Source organism: Streptomyces sp. NPDC018045, assembly GCF_044327445.1.
Lineage (GTDB): Bacteria > Actinomycetota > Actinomycetes > Streptomycetales > Streptomycetaceae > Streptomyces.
Genome location: NZ_JBIRFL010000001.1, coordinates 519848 through 539237, shown reverse-complemented (window position 1 = coordinate 539237; position 19390 = coordinate 519848). Strand labels below are relative to the sequence as shown.

Sequence of the window (19390 nt, the reverse complement as noted above, 5' to 3'; positions counted from 1 at the left end):
TGGTCGGAGTCACAGGGAACCGGGCGAGGGGAGAGGGGGGTGGGGAGAGGGGGGTAAGGGGTTCAGTCCGGATTCAGGCGTTACGGAGTGGTGTCGAACGTCGCCGGGGCGTCGAATGCCGCGCGGCGGGTGGCGCGGCGCAGGGCCTTGAGGAGGGTGCCGCCGAGGGTGAGGGTGAGAACGACCGTGACCACGGCCCGGGGCAGGTCCCAGCCCAGCGAGGTCGCCAGGCAGTAGGCGAGGAAGCGGGCCAGGTTGTCGGGCAGCGGGTCGCCCGGCACGAAGGAGACGCCGCTGGCCATGCCGCCGATGTAGGGCCAGCCCTGGAGGTTCATGAGCAGCCCGTACAGGACGGCGGAGACCGCGCCGTACATCGCGATCATGACCAGTTCACGGCGGCCGCGCAGCCGGTTCGGGCCGGGCAGCAGGCCCGCGCCCATCGCCACCCACCCCATCGAGAGCATCTGGAACGGCAGCCACGGCCCCACGCCGCCGGTCAGCAGCGCCGAGGCGAACATCGACACCGAGCCGAGCACGAACCCGAAGCCCGGCCCCAGCACCCGCCCGGACAGCACCATCAGGAAGAACATCGGCTCGATACCGGCGGTGCCCGCGCCCAGCGGGCGCATCGCGGCGCCCGCGGCGGCCAGCACGCCGAGCATGGCGATGGCCTTCGCGTCCAGGCCGGGCGCGCCGCCCGCCGCCGAGGACGCCGAGGTGTCGGCGATCGTGGCCACGACGACGGCGAGCAGCAGTGGCAGCAGCGCCGCGAACAGCCACGGCGCGTCCTTGGAGTGCGCGAGGCCGGAGGCGGAGCCGGCCAGCAGCGGCCAGCCGAAGGCCATCACACCGATGGCGGAGATCAGGACGAGTGCGGCCACGGCGCGCGGGCCCAGCCGTACCGCCCGTGCCTGCCGGTCCGGGGGAGCGGGGAGCGTACGGGTCATGCCGTGGCCTCCAGGGCGTGCGCGACCTGGGGCACGGTGAGCCACGGCAGCGGGGCGAGCACCTTGGAGACCTGCGGTGCGAAGGCGGGGGAGGAGACGACGACCTCGGCGGTCGGGCCGTCCGCGACGATCTCGCCGTCCGCGAGGATGACGACGCGGTGGGCGAGTTCGGCGGCCAGCTCGACGTCGTGGGTGGCCAGGATGATCGCGTGTCCCTCGGCGGCCAGGCCGCGCAGCAGCTCCACGAGGCGGCCCTTGGCCGCGTAGTCCAGGCCGCGGGTCGGCTCGTCGAGCAGGAGCAGCGGCGGGCGGGCGGTGAGCACGACGGCCAGCGCGAGGGCGAGCCGCTGGCCCTCGGAGAGGTCGCGTGGGTGGGTGCCGTCCTGTACGTCCGGGAGCAGCCGGGTGACCAGGTCGCGGCAGGTGCCGGGGGCGGCGTCCGCGTCGTGGTCGGCGGCGGCGCACTCGGCGGCGACGGTGTCCGCGTACAGGAGGTCGCGCGGCTCCTGCGGTACCAGGCCGACGTGCCGCAGCAGGTCACGCGGTGCGGTGCGGTGCGGGGTCGCGCCGCCGACGCTGACCGAGCCGGCGGCGGGTTCGTGCATTCCGACGAGGGTGGTGAGCAGGGTGGACTTGCCCGCGCCGTTGCGGCCCATGAGGGCGAGCGTCTCGCCGGCGCGTACGGTCAGGCCGACGCGGTGCAGGGCGTCGATCCGGCCGCGCCGTACGGACAGCGCCACGGCCTCGGCGGCGAGCGGGGCACCGGCGGGGCCAGGGAGAGGCGTGGGTCCCGGTGTGGACCGCGCGTCGGCACCTGCCCCCGCGTCGGAACCGGTACGGCTGTCGCGCCGGCGCCACCAGCCCGAACGCCTACGGGCTCCGGCTCCGGCTCCGGCGGCGCCCGAACCATTCCCGGCGCCCGCACCGACCGCCTCCGGCCCCGTACCGTTCCCGGCCGCCACGCCGACACCCGCGATCCCGGCGGCACCTGTCGCACCCGCGACCCCAGCGGCACCCGTGTCCCCCGGCTCCACCCCCGCCAGTCGCTGCCGCAGGGCGGACGCCTTGCGGCGGGCGTCGCGTACCGACAGCGGCAGCGGCGACCAGTGCGCGAGCCGGCCCAGGGCCACCACCGGCGGGTGGACGGGGGAGACGGCCATGATGTCGGCGGGCGCGCCGACGACCGGAGGCGCGCCGGGCGCGGGCAGCAGGATGACCTGGTCCGCGTACTGGACGACGCGCTCCAGCCGGTGTTCGGCCAGCAGGACCGTCGTCCCGAGGTCGTGCACCAGGCGTTGCAGCACGGCGAGCACCTCCTCGGCGGCGGCCGGGTCCAGGGCGGAGGTCGGCTCGTCCAGGACCAGCACCTTGGGGTGGGTGGTGAGCACCGAGCCGATGGCGACGCGTTGCTGCTGCCCGCCGGAGAGGGTGGTGATGGCGCGGTCGCGCAGGTCGGCGAGGCCGAGGAGGTCCAGGGTCTCCTCGACGCGGCGGCGCATGACGTCCGGGGCCAGGCCCAGCGACTCCATGCCGTACGCGAGTTCGTCCTCGACGGTGTCGGTGACGAAGTGGGCGAGCGGGTCCTGGCCCACGGTGCCGACGACGTCGGCCAGTTCGCGGGGCTTGTGGGTACGGGTGTCGCGGCCGGCCACGGTGACGCGGCCGCGCAGGGTGCCGCCGGTGAAGTGCGGTACGAGGCCGCAGACGGCGTTCAGGACGGTGGACTTGCCGACGCCGGACGGGCCCACGAGCAGGCACAGTTCGCCCTCCGGCACGGTCAGGTCGAGGCCTTGGACGGCGGGCCGCGCCGCGTCCCCGTAGGTGACCGACACCTGGTCGAAGCGGATCACTGCGGGGACTCCTTCGTGTGCGGCGCGCCCTGCGCCGGTGACTTCCTTGCTCGTGCCCGCCCGGCGCCCGGTTCTCCCGCCCCCGGTCCGGCCTCCGCCGTCCCCGGCCCGGTCCGCGCCGCCCGTGGCGGCAGGGGCGCGACGAACGCCGGGAGCAGCCCCGCCAGGACCCCGGCCGCGGGCCACAGCGGGAGGACGGGTGCGGTGAGCGGGACGGCGGGCGGGTGCAGGGCGGCCGGGTCGGAGGAGTTGGCCCAGATCATCAGGGCGGCCACCGTGATGCCGGAGCCCGCCACGAGCCAGGCGCGCACGCCCCACCGGTCGGGGCGGTAGCGGCTGCGTACGGACCGGCGGCCGCCCAGCCACAGTCCGCCGAGCGCCGCGACGAGCCCGGCGAGCAGCACCGGCAGGCCGTACGCGGCTCCGGTGTCGGCCAGCAGCCCGTACGTACCGGCGCAGACCCCGAGCAGGCCGCCGAGGGTGAGCGCGGTGGTGGTGTGCCGTACGGCGGACGGTACCCGCGCCGTACGGCCGTAACCGCGCGCGTCCATCGCCGCGGCCAGCGACACCGAACGTTCCAGTGCGCCCTCCAGGACCGGCAGCCCGACCTGGAGCAGCGCCTTGAAGCCCCGGTCCGGGCGGCCGCGCAGCCGGCGTGCGGCGCGCAGCCGCTGGACGTCGGCGACGAGGTGGGGCGCGAAGGTCATCGCGACGACGACCGCGACGCCCGCCTCGTAGAGCGCCCCCGGCAGCGACTTCAGCAGGCGGGCCGGGCTGGCGAGCGCGTTGGCGGCGCCGACGCAGATCAGCAGGGTGCCCAGCTTCAGCCCGTCGTAGAAGGCGAAGAGCATGCCTTCGGCGGTGACCCGGCCGCCGATCCGCACGCCGCGCGCCCACTCGGGGAGCGGCACTTCGGGCAGCGTCACCAGGGTGTGCGTCCCGGGGATGGGCGAGCCGAGGAAGAACGCGAAGACCAGCCGGATGCCGATCACCAGCAGGCCGAGTTTCAGGAACGCGCCGTACGAGCGGGCCCACGGCGCGTCCGTGCGGCGCGCCGCGACGACGTACCCGGCGACACCGATCAGGAGGCCCAGCAGCAGCGGGTTGGTCGTCCGGGACGCCGCGGTGGCCAGGCCCAGCGCCCACAGCCACCAGGCGCCCGCGTGCAAGGCGGTGGAGCGGGTGGCGCGGGGGACGCGGGCGCTCATCCGCGGCGGCGGCGGGCCTGCCACCCGGCCGCCGCGCCCAGGACGACCACCAGGGCGATGCCACCGATCAGTCCGGCGGAGGGGCCGCCCGAAGCGTCGTCGTCCGCCTGCCCGGAAGCGGAAGCGTCACCGGAAGCCCCGGGTTCCGGCGAACCGGCCCCGGAGGCGGACCCGGAGCCGGCCCCCGACCCCGCCTTGTCCGCGCACCCCGCCTTCGGGTAACCGGAGATCGCGCACAGCAGCGCGCTCGCGTCGTACCGCAGCGGCCCCGCGACGGCGGCCAGCGCGTCACCGACCGTCCCGTCCTCGGGCAGCCGCGCGCACTCCGTACGGACCGGCGGCGGGTGCTCCCCGGCCGGTGCGTCGGCCTTCGTGCCGAAGTCGAGGACCAGGCCGACGCGCTTGGTGCCGTCCCGCGCGGGCGTTTTTCCGCAGAGCGCGTCGAAGTCCGCGGCGTGGCGCGGCTTGCCGACCGCCGCCGAGTCGGCGCCGACGGTGAAGCGGAAGCCCGCCACGGCGCCGTCCCGGGGGCGGCTGGTGGCCGGGCCCTCGGTCGCGTACGACCAGCCGCCGTCCCCGGCGGCCGGAGCGCCGGCGGTGGGGCCGTCCCAGAAGGACCAGTAGCGGTACTCCTGCGCCTGGGCGGGCGCCGCGCCCAGGCCGGTGACCGTACCGGCCAGGGCCAGGGCGCCGAGGAGGCGGGCGGGGCGGGGCCGTGGTGAGCGCATCAGAGGCCGTTCTTCTTCCGGCGGCCGCTGAGCAGGAACCCGACGCCGACGCACGCGACGAACACGATGCCGAAGATCCACCACACGCCGGAGCCCTGCTCGTCCTGGTCCTGGGCGTCCTTGCGGGGCGCGGCGGACGGCGCGGAGCTGCCGGCCGGCTTGGGGCCCGTGGCGTTGAGCTGGGCGACCAGGTCGGCGCCGCCGAAGTGGCGCGGGTCGGCGCCCGCGGCGTGCGCGGCCAGCACGAGTTGCGCGTACGCGGCCGGGCCGGCTTCCTCGGCCCAGTTCGCGGAGTTCTTCTCCAGCCACCGCAGTGGCTTCTGCGCGGCGTCGCCGTGCGAGCCGGCGGCGAGCGCCACGACGGCGTCGGCGGTGTTGCCGACGTCGGGCTGGTCCCCGGCACCGGGCAGCGCGGACTTCAGGTGCCCGCCGCCCGCGTCGAGCAGCGCGACCAGGTAGGCGGCGCCGCCCTCGGCGGCCTGCTCGGCGTCCGGCTTCCGGTCCTCGCCGCCGTCGCACTTCAGGGGCGCGACCGGCTCCTTGACGTCCTTGCCCGCCGGGTCGACCACGAAGCCCTCACCCAGCCCGCCGAGCACGGCGGCGGCCGTGGCGTCCGCGTTCGGGGCGAGCTTGCCGTCCTTGGGCTGGAAGGCGAACGCGCCGCGCTCCCCTTCCTTCGCGGCACAGCCGAGCTGGAAGGTGACGAGCGCGTCGTACGGGGACTTGCCGCCCTTCTGCACGGACTCCGGCTTCTGCCCCGCCGCCTTCAGCGCGCCGATCACCACGGAGGTGGAGTTGGCGTCGCTGGGCGAGCCGCTCATCGACGGCCAGCCACCATCGTCGTTCTGCACCGACTTCAGCCACTTCACGGCCTTCTGTACGGCGTCGTCGTGCCCGCCGAGCGCGGCCAGCGCCTGCACCGCGGCGGCCGTCTGGTTGGTGTCCCGCATCGTCTTGTCGTCGCACGCCTTGGCCGGGTCGGCGCGGTAGGCGCTGAAGGCACCGTCGGAGCACTGCTGCCCGGCGAGCCAGTCGACCCCCGTCACCGACGGGCGCACGCCGACGGTGCGCTGCGCGAGCAGGGCGAGTGACTGCCGCCACACGCCGTCGTACTGCGGGTCCTTGGTGCCGTACAGCCCCTCGGGCAGCTTCGACGCCTTGGCGGCGGGGGCGGGGGAGTCGGCGGCCGCCACGGGGGCACCGGCCGCGCACAGCACGGCGGCCCCGGCCAGCGCCGCGGCGGCGCGGCGCGCCAGGGCGGCGAAGGTGGGGGCCGTGGAAGCCCTGGGGGCCAGGGGGGCCAGGGGAGCCTGGGAAGCCGTGGTGGCCATCGGGTCGGTGCCTCTCGGGTCGGTTCGCTGCGGTGGGACCGCGGTGGGTCTGCGGTGGGTGCGCAGCCGCACTCGGACGCCCCGCCGCCCGCCGATCGTGATCGGCCGCGGTGGCACACCGGGCTCAGCTCCGCATACCTCGACGGTGCCGCGCACCGGGCGTCCGCGCGAGCAGGCGCGGCCTTGCGGTGGCGGGAGCCTTGGCCGTGCCCCAGCGGGTGCTCCGGCTCGCCGGGGGTACGGGCGGCCGGCGCGGGGGCCTGGTCACGGTCCCGGCGGGCGGCCGGTGCGTCGATGCCGTACGTCCCGGATCACGGTTGCGGGTCAGCGCCGGATTTCCACCGGCTTCCCCCGATCGGGCACGGGATGAAGTTGTCCCGCACACCTTAACCGGCAGGCCGGGCGGGCCCCGGCCACGGGCCCGGCTGGCACTCCCGCGCACCGCCCCGCCCCGCTCCTCGCCCGGCCCCCGCCCAGTCCGGCCCTCACACCGCCCGGTACGTCACCGGCTCGGACCCCGCCACCGCCTCCGCCAGCCCCAGCCGGACCAGGCGCCGCAGATGTGCCTCGGCCTCCGAGACGGCGATGTTCCGCGACCCGTACGGGATCCGTTCCCACGGCCGGTTCCACTCCATGGCCTCGGCGAGCTGCCACGGCGTACGGGGTACGGCGAGCAGCGCGCGCAGGCCGGCCAGCCGCTCCTCGTGGTGGGCGAGCAGTGCGCGCACCCGGCCGGCCGCGTCCGTGAAGGCGTGCTGGTGGGCGGGGAGCACCTCGGCGGGCGCGAGCCGGGCGACGCGTTCCAGGGAGGCCAGGTAGTCACCGAGGGGGTCGGCGGGCGCCGCGTCGTCCGGGTCCCCGTACAGCCCGATGTGCGGGCTGATGCCGGGCAGCAGGTGGTCGCCGGAGAAGAGCCGGCCGTGGCCGGGGCGCCGCGCCGGATGGTCCTCCTCCAGGTGCAGGCAGACATGGCCGGGCGTGTGGCCGGGTGTCCAGACGGCGCGGAGCCGGCGGCCCGGCAGGTCGAGGAGCGCGCCGGGGGCGATCTCGCGGTCGGGCAGCGCGGCGCGCCGCCCGGGGAGGTCGCGCGCCCGTCCCTCGGCGCGGGCCGCCCGCAGGGGGGCGAGGTGGCTGTCGGGCGCCCCGGCCGCGGCCAGCTTGGTGATCAGGTACTCCAGCCACCGCCCGGGTTCGGTCTGCCGGGTACGGCGTACGACGGCGGCGTCCGCCGCGTGCATGGCGATCCACGCGCCGGACGCCTCCCGTACGCGGGCGGAGAGGCCGTGGTGATCGGGGTGGTGGTGCGTGACGAGGACGCCGTGCAGGTCGGTGACGCCGAAGCCGCAGGCGGCGATCCCGGCGGTGAGGGTGTCCCAGGCGTCCGGATCGTCCCACCCGGTGTCCACGAGGACCGGCCCGCGGCCGGTCTCCAGGAGGTGGACGAGAGTGTGGCCGAGCGGGTTGTCCGGTATGGGGACGGCGATCGACCACACGCCGCCCCGGTGGTCGGTCACCCGGGGCCCGGCCTCCGCCGTCCCGGTCCGGGCTGCTGCCGTCATCCGCCGCACCTCCGCTTCCGCGCGGACGCGCCGCGCCCCTGTGCCGGGCATTGCCCAGCATAACTAGAACTGGTATCAGTCCTGATGCGGCGTCAGAAACTTTCCGTACGTTCGCACTCCACCGGTCGACCCGCAGGAGGCGGCAGCCATGAGCGCACTCGTCGAGTACGAACAGCTCTACATAGGCGGCGAGTTCGCCGACCCGGCCGGCGGCGGCACCATCGAGGTGGTCTCGCCGCACACCGAGCAGGTCATCGGCCGGGTGCCGCACGCCTCGCGGACCGACGTGGACCGCGCCGTCTCCGCGGCCCGCGCCGCCTTCGACTCCGGGGTGTGGGCGGACACACCGCTCGCGGAGCGGATCGCGGTGGTCACGCGCATCAAGGACGCCTTCGCCGTACGGAGCGAGGAGATCGCCCGGGTCATCAGCGCCGAGAACGGCACCCCGTACACCTCCGGTGTGATGGTGCAGGCGCTGGCCGCGATGATGGCGTGGGACGCGGCCGTCACCGTCGCCCGCGGCTTCCCGTTCGAGGAGCGCCGGGCCGGGGCGCTCGGGCCGCTGCTGGTGCGGCGCGAGCCGGTCGGCGTGGTGGCGGCCGTGGTGCCGTGGAACGTGCCGCAGTTCACCGCGGCGGCCAAGCTGGCGCCGGCGCTGCTGGCCGGCTGCTCGGTGGTGCTCAAGGTGTCGCCCGAGACGCCGCTGGACGCCTACCTGCTGGCGGACATCGCGAGCGAGGCCGGGCTGCCCCCGGGGGTGCTGTCCATCCTCCCGGCGGACCGCGAGGTGAGCGAGTATCTGGTCGGCCACCCGGACGTGGACAAGGTGGCCTTCACCGGGTCGGTCGCGGCGGGCAAGCGGGTCATGGAGGTCGCGGCGCGCAACCTGACGCGGGTGACGCTGGAACTGGGCGGCAAGTCGGCCGCCGTCATCCTGCCGGACGCCGACCTGGACGCCGCGGTGGCCGGCATCGTGCCGTTCGCGTACCTGGTCAACGGGCAGGCGTGCATCGCGCAGTCGCGCATCCTGGCGCCGCGCGAGCGCTACGACGAGATCGCCGAACGCTTCGCCGCCGCGGCGTCCGCGCTGCGCGTGGGCGACCCGCTGGACCCGGCGACCGAGGTCGGCCCGCTGGTCGCCCGGCGCCAGCAGCGGCGGTCGCTGGAGTACATCGCCCTCGGGCAGCGGGAGGGGGCCAAGGTCCTCACGGGCGGCGGGCGGCCGAAGGGCCTGGAGACCGGCTGGTACGTCGAGCCGACCCTGTTCGGTGACGTGTCCAACGGGATGCGCATCGCCCGCGAGGAGATCTTCGGTCCGGTGATCTGCCTGCTGCCGTACGAGAGCGAGGCCGACGCGATCCGGATCGCCAACGACTCCGACTACGGGCTGTCCGGCTCGGTGTGGACGGCGGACACCGAGCACGGTATCGAGGTCGCACGGCGGGTGCGCACCGGCACGTACTCCGTGAACACCTTCAGCATCGACATGCTCGGCCCCTTCGGCGGCTACAAGAACTCCGGCATCGGGCGGGAGTTCGGCCCCGAGGGCTTCGGCGCGTACCTGGAGCACAAGATGATCCACCTGCCGGCGGAGGGATGAGGGACGACATGAGCGGTACGGCCGACAAGGACGACGGGGCCGCTGCGGGCGACGCGGCCGGAGCCGGCGGGAGCGCGCCCGGGGAGGCGCGTCCCGGGCCTCGCTGGCACGTGGCGGTCGACCGGGGCGTGTGCATCGGCTCCGGTATGTGCGCGGCCACCGCGCCCGGCGGCTTCGAGCTGGACTCGGCCCGCCAGTCGCACCCCGTGCGGCCCGAGTGCGAGGCGTCCGACGACGTGCTGGCGGCGGCCGAGAACTGCCCCGTCGAAGCGATCACCGTGACGCTCGCCGCCACGGGGGAGGCCGTCTTCCCGCCCGAGGAGTGAGCGGCTTCCGGCCACCGGAGCCGCGGGCGTTCCCGCTGGGCGGTACGGGTACGAGCCCCCGCACCCACCGGTACGTACCGTCGGTAACCCGTGAACTTCTCACGGTTACCTCGTGACATCTGCGACTGTTAACGCTCCCCGGCGGCGTGGAAATCTCGGTGCCACGCCGCCGAGGGGGGAGACGATGGACAAGCGGTACGAGGTTTACTGTCTCGCCGACAGATTCTTCTACGAGACCCCGGACCGGTTGTCCGCCGGGACCGAAGCCCCGTCGGGCCGCGGTCCCCTGTACGAAGCGGCGCAGCGCGCAGTCCCCGAAGGCTGGCGGTGTTTCCTCTCCGGGGACTGGCTCCACGTCAACCCGGTCGACGCCGAGGGGCAGGCGTGCCCCGGACTGCCCGCACAGGGCTGGAAGATCCACGTCTCGGCCTGTACCGACAACGCCGAGAAGCTGGCGTCCCAGGTGTGGGACTACTGCGTCGCCCGGCTGATCCCGTTCAAGTTCGTGCCGGGGCCGCGCCCGCTGCACCTGCGCAACTCCAAGTACGCCGACCGCGGTTCCAGCGGCAAGTTCGCCACCCTCTACCCCGCGGACGAGGAGGAGCTGCACACCGTCCTGCGGGAGCTGGGCGCGCTGCTGGCCGGCGAGCCGGGCCCGTACATCCTCAGCGACCTGCGCTGGCAGGACGGCCCGCTCTACGTGCGGTACGGCGGATTCACCCGGCGCTACTGCGTCGACGAGCACGGCAGCCTGGTCGGAGCCGTCGAGAACCCCGAGGGCAAGCTGGTCCCCGACCGGCGCGAGCCGCGCTTCCAGGTGCCGGAGTGGGTGAAACTGCCGGACTTCCTCGCCCCGCAGCTCGCCGCCCGCAACTCCACCACCGTCACCGACCTGCCGTACCAGATCGAGTCGGCACTGCACTTCTCCAACGGCGGCGGTGTCTACCTCGGCCGTGACCGGCGCACCGGCGACAAGGTGGTGCTCAAGGAGGCCCGCCCGCACGCCGGACTGGCCGCCGACCGCGCCGACGCCGTCACCCGCCTGGAGCGCGAACGGGCCGCACTGGAGAAGCTGTCCGGGCTCGGTGTCGCGCCGGAGGTCCGCGACTGGTTCACCCTGGACGACCACCGCTTCCTGGTCATGGACTTCCTGGAGGGGCGCACCCTCAACTCGTTCTTCGCCGAACGGCATCCGCTGATCGGGGCCGCGCCGGAGCCGTCCGCGCTGGCCGACTACACGCGGTGGGCGCTGGGCATCCACGCCGCGGTCGAGGACGTGGTGGCCGCCGTGCACCGGCGCGGCGTCGTCTTCAACGACCTGCACATGTTCAACATCATGGTCGCGCCCGACGAAAGCGGCGTGCGGCTCCTGGACTTCGAGGCGGCCGCGGAGGCCGGCGCGGCACAGCGGCAGACGCTGGCCCACCCCGGCTTCATCGCCCCGGCCGACCGCACCGGCTTCGCGGTGGACCGGTACGCCCTCGCCTGCCTGCGGCTCGCGCTGTTCCTGCCGATGACCACCCTGCTGGTGATCGACCGGGACAAGGCCGCGCACCTCGCCGAGATCGTGGCGCACGAATTTCCCGACGTACCGGCGGAGTTCCTGGCCGAGGCGGTGGCCGTGATCCAGGGGACCGCGCAGGACCCGGCCGCGCAGACGGCACCGGCCGCGCCGGAACCGGCACCGGCCGCCCCCGCGACGGCGGCCCCGCCCGCGAAGCGGCGCACCGGCTCCACGCCCTACCTCCCCGCCGAGCCCGCCGACTGGCCGCACAGTCGCGACGCGATGGCCGCCGGCATCCTCGCCTCCGCCACCCCCGAACGCACCGACCGGCTCTTTCCCGGCGACATCGCCCAGTTCACGGACGGCGGCGGCCTGGGGATCGCGTACGGCGCCGCCGGCGTCCTGTACGCGCTCGCCGAGACCGGTGCCGGGAGGTACGGGGAAGGCGAGGAGTGGTTGTTGCGGCAGACCGCCCCGCCTCCTCCCGGCACCCCGCTGGGCTTCTACGACGGCCTGGCCGGCGTCGCCTGCGTCCTGGACCGGCTGGGCCACCCCGAGCGGGCCGGGGAGCTGATGGAGCGGGTGCTCGCCGAGAAGTGGCACCGCCTCGCCCCCGACCTGCACGGCGGTCTGGCCGGCGTCGGCCTGGCGCTCGACCACCTCGCCCGCACCAGCGGCGAACGCGAGCTGCGCGACCGGGCCCTGGAGGCCGCCGGGCACACCGCCGAACGGCTCGACGCCTGCGGAAAGCGGGCCGGCCTGCTGCGCGGCGCCAGCGGACCCGCGCTGCTCTTCCTGCGGCTGTACGAGACCACCGGCGACCCGGGCCTGCTCGACCTCGCGGCCGAGGCGCTCCGGCGCGACCTGGCCCGCTGCGTACGGAACAAGAACGGCGCCCTGGTGGTCGACGAGGGGTGGCGGACGCTGCCGTACCTCGGCGGCGGCAGCGTCGGCATCGCGGCCGTCCTGGACGACTACCTGGCGCACCGGGCGGACGAGGAGTTCCAGGAGGCGCGGGTCGCCATCCTGCCCGCCGCCAGGTCCCGCTTCTACGCGCAGCCCGGCCTCTTCCGCGGCCGCGCGGGCTGTGTCCTGCACCTGGCGCGGACGACCACGCCGGGCGCCGACCTCGACGGTGAGCTGGCGGCCCAGATCTCGTACCTGAGCTGGTACGCCATGCCCTACCGGAAGCAGCTCGCCTTCCCCGGCGACCAGATGATGCGCCTGTCGATGGACCTGGCGACCGGTACGGCGGGCTGTCTGCTGGCCCTCGGTGCCGCGCTGCACGACCGGCCCGTCCAGTTGCCCTTCCTCCCGCCACCGCCCTCTCCGGAGGCCCGGCGGCCCTAGAGCCGGCCCCGGCCGTCGTGCCGGAGCCGTACCACCGGGTGTCACGGGGAGACCCGCCACCCGGCACCGCAGCAACACCCGCAACACAGCAACACCAGCAACACCAGCAACACCAGCACAACAACGTCCCCATAGTGAGAGGAAAGTGTCATGGCGCTTCTCGACCTCCAGGCGATGGACGCTCCGGAGCACGGCGGCGGCGGTGGCGGCAGCGAGGCCAGCCTGCTGCTCTGCTGGAGCGAGGCCAGCATCGTCCTGTGTCTCTGACCTGACCGGTCGGACACCGCTACCGGAACGCCTGAACCGGTAGCCCAGATCCGGGATGTGTGATCCGGACGTGCGTGCGGCCCCTGCGCGGGCCGCACGCACACCCCGTGGGAGAGGCCGTGACCGTGACCCCCGCCGACCGGCTGCTGGGCGGCGCCCTGCGCCACAGCGCCCTGCGCGCCACCGCGCTCCTGCTGCTCACCGCCGCCTCGGCCGGACTCGGCCTGGCCCTGCCCGCCGCCCTCGGTCACACCCTCGACCTGCTGCTCGAACGGCGGCCCGCAACCGGCTGGCTCACCGCCTGCGCGGCCCTGACCTGCCTGATCGTCCTGCTGGACGCCCTCGATGGACTGCTCACCGGCACCACCGACGCCCGCGGCACCGCCTGGGTACGGCGGCGCCTGACCCACCACCTCCTCGCCGCCGGGCCGCGCGCCACCGAGCGGTACGGGACCGGGGACCTGGTCACCCGCGTCGTCGGCAACGCCACCCACGCCGGCACCGCCCCCACCGCCCTCGCCGCCTCGCTCGCCGCCGTCGCCACCCCGGTCGGCGCGCTGGCCGCCCTCGCGCTGGTGGACGTGTGGACCGCCGCCGTCTTCCTCCTGGGCATGCCGCTGCTCGCCCTCCTGCTGCGCGCCTTCGCGCGCGACACCGGTGACTGCGTCGGCCGGTACCAGGAGAGCCAGGGCGACATGGCGGGCCGCCTCGTCGAAGCGGTCGGCGGGGCCCGCACCATCGCCGCCGCCGGCACCCAGCGCCGCGAGGCCGCCCGTGTCCTCGCCCCGCTGCCCGGCCTCGCCGTGCACGGCCACCGCATGTGGCACGTCCTGGGCCGGTCCACGGCGCAGGCCGCCATGCTCGTACCGCTGCTCCAGATCGCCGTGCTGTGCGCGGCGGGCGTCCGGCTCTCACAGGGCGCGCTGACCGTCGGCGCGCTGCTCGCCGCGTCCCGGTACGCGGCGCTGGCCACCGGGGTCGGCCAGCTCGTCGGCCGGCTGAACAGTCTGGTGCACGCCCGCGCCGCCGCCCGGCGCGTCGCGGAGGTCCTGGAGATCCCGGCGATGCCCTACGGGAGGCGGCAACTCGGCGCGGGGGGCGGCACGCTGAAGCTGCACGGGGTCACCGTGCGGCGCGGTGACCGCACCGTGCTGCGCGGCCTGGACCTGACCGTGCCCGGCGGCACGTCGGTCGCCGTCGTCGGCCGCTCCGGCACCGGCAAGTCCGTCCTGGCCGCGGTCGCCGGACGGCTGGCCGACCCCGACTCCGGCATGATCACCCTCGACGACGTACCGCTGCCCGACCTGTCGCACGACGCGCTGCGCCGCGCGGTCGGCTACGCCTTCGAGCGCCCGGCGCTGCTCGGCGCCACCCTCCGCGACACGGTCGCCCTGGGCTCGTACGACCCCGGGCGCGAGGAGGTGACGGCGGCCGCCGAAGCCGCCTGCGCCGCGCCCTTCATCCACCGGCTGCCCGACGGTTACGCGACCCCGTGCGCGAACGCCCCGCTGTCCGGCGGCGAGGCCCAGCGCCTCGGCCTGGCGCGGGCCTTCGCGCACGCCGAGCGGCTGCTCATCCTCGACGACGCCACGTCCAGCCTGGACACCGTCACCGAGCTGAACGTCACCCGCGCCCTGCTGCACGACGTGCGGGCCACCACCCGGATCGTCGTCGCGCACCGGGCCGCCACCGCCGCCCGCGCCGACCTGGTGGCCTGGCTCGACGACGGGCGCATTCGCGCCCTTGCGCCGCACGCCGACCTGTGGCAGCTCCCCGCCTACCGGGCGCTGTTCGCCACGGCCCCGAAGGAGACCGCGCATGTCTGAAGCCCAGCAGCGGGGGGTCGTCCCGGGCGCCCCCCTGCGGCGGTCCGGACTGCGCTTCCTCAAGCGGCGGCGCGCTGTCCTGGCCCGGCTCGCGGGCTGGTCGCTGGTCGAGTCCGCGCAGACCTTCCTGTTCGGGTTCGCGCTCGCGCGCGCCCTCGACGACGGGTTCCTGCGCGGCAGCCCGGCCGTCGGCGTCGCCTGGCTGGCCGCCGCCGCGCTGTGCGTCGGCGCCGGCGCGTACGGCACCGCACGGGTCTACCGGGCCGTGGCCGACCTGGTGGAACCGCTGCGCGACGCCCTGGTGCGCAAGGTCGTCACCCGCGGGCTGTACGCCCCCGACGGCGCGGCGGTCTCCCGGCTGACCCATCAGGTGGAGATCGCCCGCGACACCTTCGCCGGACTGGTGCTGGTGTCCCGCTCGTTCGTCTTCGTCACCGCCGGCGCGCTGGTCGGGCTGTGCTCGCTCGCCCCCGTCCTGCTGCTGCTGGTGCTGCCGCCGCTGGTGCTCGGCCTGGCGCTGTTCGCCGGGGCGCTGCGGCCGATGGCGCGCCGGCAGGAGACGTTCCTCGCGGCGGACGAGGCCATCGCCGCGGAGACCGGTACGGCGGTCGGCGGACTGCGCGACATCACCGCGGCCGGCGCCGAGCGGACCGTGGCGGCCGCGGCGGGCGAGCGCTTCGACACCGAACTGCGGGCGTCCGGCGCCCTGGCCCGCTGGAGCGTGTGCCGGGTGCTCGCCCTCGGGCTCAGCGGCCGGCTGCCCATCGTCCTGCTGCTGCTCGCCGCGCCCTGGCTGCTCGACCGCGGGGTGACGCCCGGCGCGCTGGTGGGCGCCCTGGCGTACCTCACGCAGTCGCTGCTGCCCGCGCTCCAGAGTCTGATGCACGGACTGGGTACGGCCGGCACCCGCCTGGGCGTGGTGCTGCGCCGTCTCACCGCCGAGCCGACGACCGGGTCGGCGGACGCCCGGCCGCACCGCGCGCCGCGCGACGGGCTCGCCGTCGAACTCACCGGCGTGACCTTCGCGTACGGCCCGCACGCCGACCCGGTCGTGCGCGGCCTCGACCTGAGCGTGCCGGCCGGCGGGCACCTGGCCGTCGTCGGGCCGAGCGGCATCGGCAAGTCCACCCTCGCCGCGCTGGTCGCGGGCATGCTGGAGCCCGGCAGCGGCGAGGTCCGCCGCCCCGCCACCGCGGACCGGGTGCTCGTACCGCAGGAGGCGTACGTCTTCTCCGGCACCGTGCGGGAGAACCTGCTCTACCTGTGTCCGGGCGGCCGGGTCACGGACGCGGACGTCCGGGCCGCCGCCGCGGAGGTGGGCGCGGACGCGCTGCTGGCCCGGCTGGGCGGCCCGGACGCCACGCTCGCCCCCGCGGAACTGTCCGCGGGGGAGCGCCAGCTCCTCGCGCTGGTGCGCGCCTACCTCGCGCCGGCGCCGCTGGTCGTCCTCGACGAGGCGACCTGCCACCTCGACCCGGAGGCCGAGGCTCGCGCCGAGCGTGCCTTCGCGGCCCGGCCCGGCGGCACGCTGATCGTCGTCGCGCACCGCATCAGCTCGGCGCTGCGGGCCGACCGGGTGCTGGTGATGGACGGTACGCACGTCCGTACGGGCCGGCACGGCGAGCTGCTGCGGCGGTCGGCGCTCTACCGCGAATTGACGGGCGGGTGGGCGCACGGGGAACCGGGGAGGGCCGCCGCGGTCCCGGCCGCCCCGCCGTTACAGCCAGCCCTCCCCGCGCGAGATGCGGATGGCGTCGACGCGGTTGCGGGCTCCCGTCTTGCGGGTGATGGCGGACATGTAGTTGCGCACGGTCCCGGTCGACAGATGCAGGACGCCGGCGATCTCGGAGACCGAGGAGCCCTCGGCGGCCAGTGACAGCACGCTCAGCTCGCGGCGGGTCAGCGGTATGTCGGCCGCCTGGAGGAAGCCGAAGCCCAGCGACCCGTCGATGAACCGTTTCCCCGCCGCCACCTGCCGTATCCCGGTGGTCAACTGCACCGGTGTGGCCTCCTTGTCGACGTAGCCGAGGGCGTCCGCCTCGTAGGCCCGGCGCAGCGGGCCGGGCCGGTGGGCGGAGCCCAGCACCAGCAGGGCCGGTGATTTCCCCGGGCCTTTCCCTTTCGGGATTCTGGATAACTTGCGCCATATGCCGTGCCCGGTGGGCTCCGGGCTCTCCGCGTCCACCACGCAGACGTCGGGGCGCAATGCGCGCACCCGTTCCGCCGCGTCCCGGGTGGTGGCGGCGGAGACTTCGATGTCGTTCTCCCGGTCGAGAACTTCTGTCAATGCCCACCGGAACAGACAAATGTCATGCACGAGTAACACCCGGATCACTGCAGTCCCCCTCCAGACCCCCGTGTACCGGCACCGTTGCGAGTACCCGGAATTCATACCGGCAATGCCACTGTCATGGACCCGGAGAATTGGCCAAGCAGGGTCGTGGGGGCGCGCGTTGGGGTTGCGCGCGCCCCGAATGCGCCGCGTTAGGGGTTACCCGTTCGTAGCCTTTACGTCAGGTGCCGCGCCGCGGCGCGGTGAGATCGATGAGCCGGCAGACCGTCTCGATGTCGATCTTCACCTGAGCGATCGAGGCGCGCCCGGAGAGCCAGGTGATCAGCGCCGAGTGCCAGGTGTGCTCGATGACCCGGACGGCGGAGAGCTGTTCCGGCGTCGGCGCGCCGTCCAGCCCCATCGCGTCCAGGATGATCGCCGTGGTGAGCCGGGAGACGGTGTCCACCTCCGGGCTCACCGAGCGGTCGGCGAACGTCAGGGCGCGCACCATGGCGTCCGCCAGGTGCGGTTCGCGCTGGAGCGCCCGGAAGGCCCGCATCAGGGTCTGGGCGACCCGCGCGCCCGGCTCCCGCTCCGTCGGCGGGCGCTTGCGCAGCGTCTCGTGCATGTGCTGGAGCTGGTCCTGCATGGTCGCCACGAGCAGGTGCACCTTGGACGGGAAGTACCGGTAGAGGGTGCCGAGCGCCACGTCGGACGACTCGGCGACCTCGCGCATCTGTACGGCGTCGAACCCGCCCCGGCCGGCCAGCCGGGCGCTGGCGTGCAGGATGCGGCGGCGTCGGGCCTCCTGACGCGCGGTCAGGGGAGGACTGGCGGGAAGCGCCGCTCCGGCCGCTGTGGAGTCCGTAGTCATATGTCCCATTCCGTGACAGTCCGTCCGCGGTGCGGTACGTACCGGTCATGCGATCGGCACAGCATGGCAGGGGCGCGGGTGGTGGCGCGAATCACCTGGTGCGGCTCTTTCCGCCGGGTTTCCGGCCGGTAGATTCGAGGCTCCTTGAACTGATCAGTAGCCCGCCGGCCGTCGCGGCCCGCGGATGCCGCGCACCGGCCGCCGGCCGGCCGCGGCCGAACCGTACTGAAACTTGTTCTAGATTAGCGCCAGCGGTTACGCTCCGGCGAAAGTCCAGCGAGAAGGGGGCCGAGAGTGTCCGCCGAGGCCGTCCAGGCAGCCGCGCCGCACCCCGCCGAGGCCCCCGCCGCCTCCGCAGGGCCGGACGGTGACCGCCCCCTGCGCATCGCCCTGCTGACCTACAAGGGCAACCCGTTCTGCGGCGGCCAGGGCGTCTACGTCCGCCACCTCTCCCGCGAACTGGCCCGCCTCGGCCACACCGTGGAAGTGATCGGCGCCCAGCCCTACCCGGTCCTGGACCACGTGGACCCCTCCCGGGCCGGCTCCGGGGGCGCGGTCACCCTCACCGAACTGCCCAGCCTCGACCTCTACCGGCAGCCCGACCCCTTCCGTACGCCGAAGCGCGACGAGTACCGGGACTGGATCGACGCCGTCGAGGTCGGCACGATGTGGACCGGCGGCTTCCCCGAGCCGCTCACCTTCTCCCTGCGCGCCCGCCGTCACCTCGCCGCCCGCCGCGGCGACTTCGACGTCGTGCACGACAACCAGACCCTCGGCTACGGCCTGCTCGGCGACCTCGGCGCGCCCCTGGTCACCACCATCCACCACCCCATCACCGTCGACCGGCAGCTCGACCTGGACGCCGCCGCGGGCTGGAAGCGCCGCGCCTCGGTGCGCCGCTGGTACGGCTTCACCCGGATGCAGAAGCGCGTCGCCCGCCGCCTGCCGTCGGTGCTGACCGTCTCCGGCTCCTCCCGCCAGGAGATCGTCGACCACCTCGGCGTACGGGACGGCCGGATCCACGTCGTGCACATCGGCGCCGACACCGATCTCTTCTCGCCCGACCCGTCGGTGCCCGAGATCCCCGGCCGCATCGTCACCACCTCCAGCGCCGACGTCCCCCTCAAGGGCCTCGTCCACCTCGTCGAGGCGCTGGCCAAGGTCCGGGCCGGCAACCCGCGGGCCCACCTGGTGGTCGTCGGCAGGCGCGCCGACGACGGGCCGGTGGCTTCCGCCATCGAACGGCACGGCCTCGGCGACGCGATCGAGTTCGTCAAGGGCATCAGCGACGCCGAACTCGTCGACCTGGTCCGCGGCGCCCAGGTCGCCTGCGTCCCCTCCCTCTACGAAGGCTTCTCGCTGCCCGCCGCCGAAGCCATGGCCACCGGTACGCCGCTGCTGGCCACCACCGGCGGCGCCATCCCCGAGGTCTCCGGACCGGACGGCGAGACCTGCCTGTCCGTACCGCCGGGCGACGCGGACGCGCTGGCCGCCGGGCTGACCCGGCTGCTGGACGACGACGCCCTGCGCCGCCGGCTCGGCGCCGCCGGCCGCGAACGCGTCCTCGCCCGCTTCACCTGGCGTCAGGCCGCCATCGGTACCGCCGAGCGCTACCGGGAGGCCATCGCCCTGCACCACCCGCGCGGGCGTGCCGCCCGGACCGCCCGCACCACCGCGCCCGCCCCGTCCCCCGCCGGCCGCGCCTGATGCGGCCCGGCCGGGCACCGACCACCCCTGCCACGACCACC

Annotated in this window: 14 protein-coding genes, 1 pseudogene and 1 riboswitch; of the genes and pseudogenes, 7 read left to right on the top strand and 8 right to left on the bottom strand. The window is 75.1% G+C overall.

Annotated elements, in window-relative coordinates; genetic code table 11:
* Nucleotides 1-80: 80 nt before the first annotated feature.
* The 6 genes from ACH4EB_RS02220 to ACH4EB_RS02195 form a co-directional block, all read right to left on the bottom strand.
* Complete coding sequence (locus tag ACH4EB_RS02220; protein ID WP_398345336.1) at nucleotides 81-947, bottom strand: ECF transporter S component; 867 nt, start codon at nucleotides 945-947, stop codon at nucleotides 81-83.
* Nucleotides 944-2797, bottom strand: coding sequence for an ABC transporter ATP-binding protein (locus ACH4EB_RS02215; RefSeq protein ID WP_398345335.1), 1854 nt, complete (start codon nucleotides 2795-2797; stop codon nucleotides 944-946). Before ACH4EB_RS02215 ends, ACH4EB_RS02220 begins: the two co-directional genes overlap by 4 nt.
* Nucleotides 2794-4005, bottom strand: a complete 1212-nt coding sequence (locus tag ACH4EB_RS02210) for an energy-coupling factor transporter transmembrane component T (RefSeq protein ID WP_398345334.1) — start codon at nucleotides 4003-4005, stop codon at nucleotides 2794-2796. The genes ACH4EB_RS02215 and ACH4EB_RS02210 overlap by 4 nt, the downstream gene beginning before the upstream one ends.
* Nucleotides 4002-4733: an SCO2322 family protein gene (locus ACH4EB_RS02205; RefSeq protein ID WP_398345333.1), complete on the bottom strand. Its 732-nt coding sequence runs from the start codon at nucleotides 4731-4733 to the stop codon at nucleotides 4002-4004. The genes ACH4EB_RS02210 and ACH4EB_RS02205 overlap by 4 nt, the downstream gene beginning before the upstream one ends.
* Entirely contained in the window at nucleotides 4733-6064 is a 1332-nt protein-coding gene (locus ACH4EB_RS02200; RefSeq protein ID WP_398345332.1) for a prenyltransferase/squalene oxidase repeat-containing protein, read from the bottom strand. Before ACH4EB_RS02200 ends, ACH4EB_RS02205 begins: the two co-directional genes overlap by 1 nt.
* A gap of 268 nt (nucleotides 6065-6332) precedes the next feature.
* Nucleotides 6333-6415: riboswitch (cobalamin riboswitch) on the bottom strand.
* Nucleotides 6416-6549: 134 nt separating this feature from the next.
* Nucleotides 6550-7623 (bottom strand): MBL fold metallo-hydrolase, encoded by a 1074-nt coding sequence (locus ACH4EB_RS02195; protein WP_398345331.1) that lies wholly within the window; start codon nucleotides 7621-7623, stop codon nucleotides 6550-6552.
* 148 nt (nucleotides 7624-7771) lie between these two features.
* Between ACH4EB_RS02195 and ACH4EB_RS02190 the strand changes: the two genes are divergently transcribed.
* From ACH4EB_RS02190 to ACH4EB_RS02165, 6 genes are all read left to right on the top strand, one after another.
* Complete coding sequence (locus tag ACH4EB_RS02190; protein WP_398345330.1) at nucleotides 7772-9223, top strand: aldehyde dehydrogenase; 1452 nt, start codon at nucleotides 7772-7774, stop codon at nucleotides 9221-9223.
* Nucleotides 9224-9231: 8 nt separating this feature from the next.
* Nucleotides 9232-9549 carry a ferredoxin gene (locus ACH4EB_RS02185; RefSeq protein ID WP_398345329.1) on the top strand — a complete coding sequence of 106 codons (318 nt, stop codon included), beginning with the start codon at nucleotides 9232-9234 and terminating at the stop codon, nucleotides 9547-9549.
* A 184-nt stretch (nucleotides 9550-9733) separates the two neighbouring features.
* Nucleotides 9734-12403: a class III lanthionine synthetase LanKC gene (gene lanKC / locus ACH4EB_RS02180; RefSeq protein ID WP_398345328.1), complete on the top strand. Its 2670-nt coding sequence runs from the start codon at nucleotides 9734-9736 to the stop codon at nucleotides 12401-12403.
* A 150-nt stretch (nucleotides 12404-12553) separates the two neighbouring features.
* Nucleotides 12554-12670 carry a SapB/AmfS family lanthipeptide gene (locus ACH4EB_RS02175; protein ID WP_063726143.1) on the top strand — a complete coding sequence of 39 codons (117 nt, stop codon included), beginning with the start codon at nucleotides 12554-12556 and terminating at the stop codon, nucleotides 12668-12670.
* 119 nt (nucleotides 12671-12789) lie between these two features.
* Nucleotides 12790-14496, top strand: coding sequence for an ATP-binding cassette domain-containing protein (locus ACH4EB_RS02170; protein ID WP_398345327.1), 1707 nt, complete (start codon nucleotides 12790-12792; stop codon nucleotides 14494-14496).
* The gene (locus ACH4EB_RS02165; RefSeq protein WP_398345326.1) at nucleotides 14489-16372 is read left to right on the top strand and encodes an ATP-binding cassette domain-containing protein; all 1884 of its coding nucleotides are present in this window, start codon (nucleotides 14489-14491) and stop codon (nucleotides 16370-16372) included. The genes ACH4EB_RS02170 and ACH4EB_RS02165 overlap by 8 nt, the downstream gene beginning before the upstream one ends.
* Here the strand turns inward: ACH4EB_RS02165 and ACH4EB_RS02160 are convergent.
* Nucleotides 16298-16888 (bottom strand): annotated as a pseudogene (locus ACH4EB_RS02160) (DNA-binding response regulator); the annotation flags it as partial. The gene ACH4EB_RS02165 and the pseudogene ACH4EB_RS02160 overlap by 75 nt on opposite strands.
* Before the next feature lie 121 nt (nucleotides 16889-17009).
* On the bottom strand, nucleotides 17010-17642 hold the full coding sequence (locus tag ACH4EB_RS02155; RefSeq protein ID WP_398345325.1) for a TetR family transcriptional regulator: 633 nt from the start codon (nucleotides 17640-17642) through the stop codon (nucleotides 17010-17012).
* A gap of 294 nt (nucleotides 17643-17936) precedes the next feature.
* Here ACH4EB_RS02155 and ACH4EB_RS02150 point away from each other — a divergent pair, with 294 nt between their 5' ends.
* The gene (locus tag ACH4EB_RS02150) at nucleotides 17937-19349 is read left to right on the top strand and encodes a glycosyltransferase family 4 protein (protein ID WP_398345324.1); all 1413 of its coding nucleotides are present in this window, start codon (nucleotides 17937-17939) and stop codon (nucleotides 19347-19349) included.
* Nucleotides 19350-19390 lie beyond the last annotated feature (41 nt).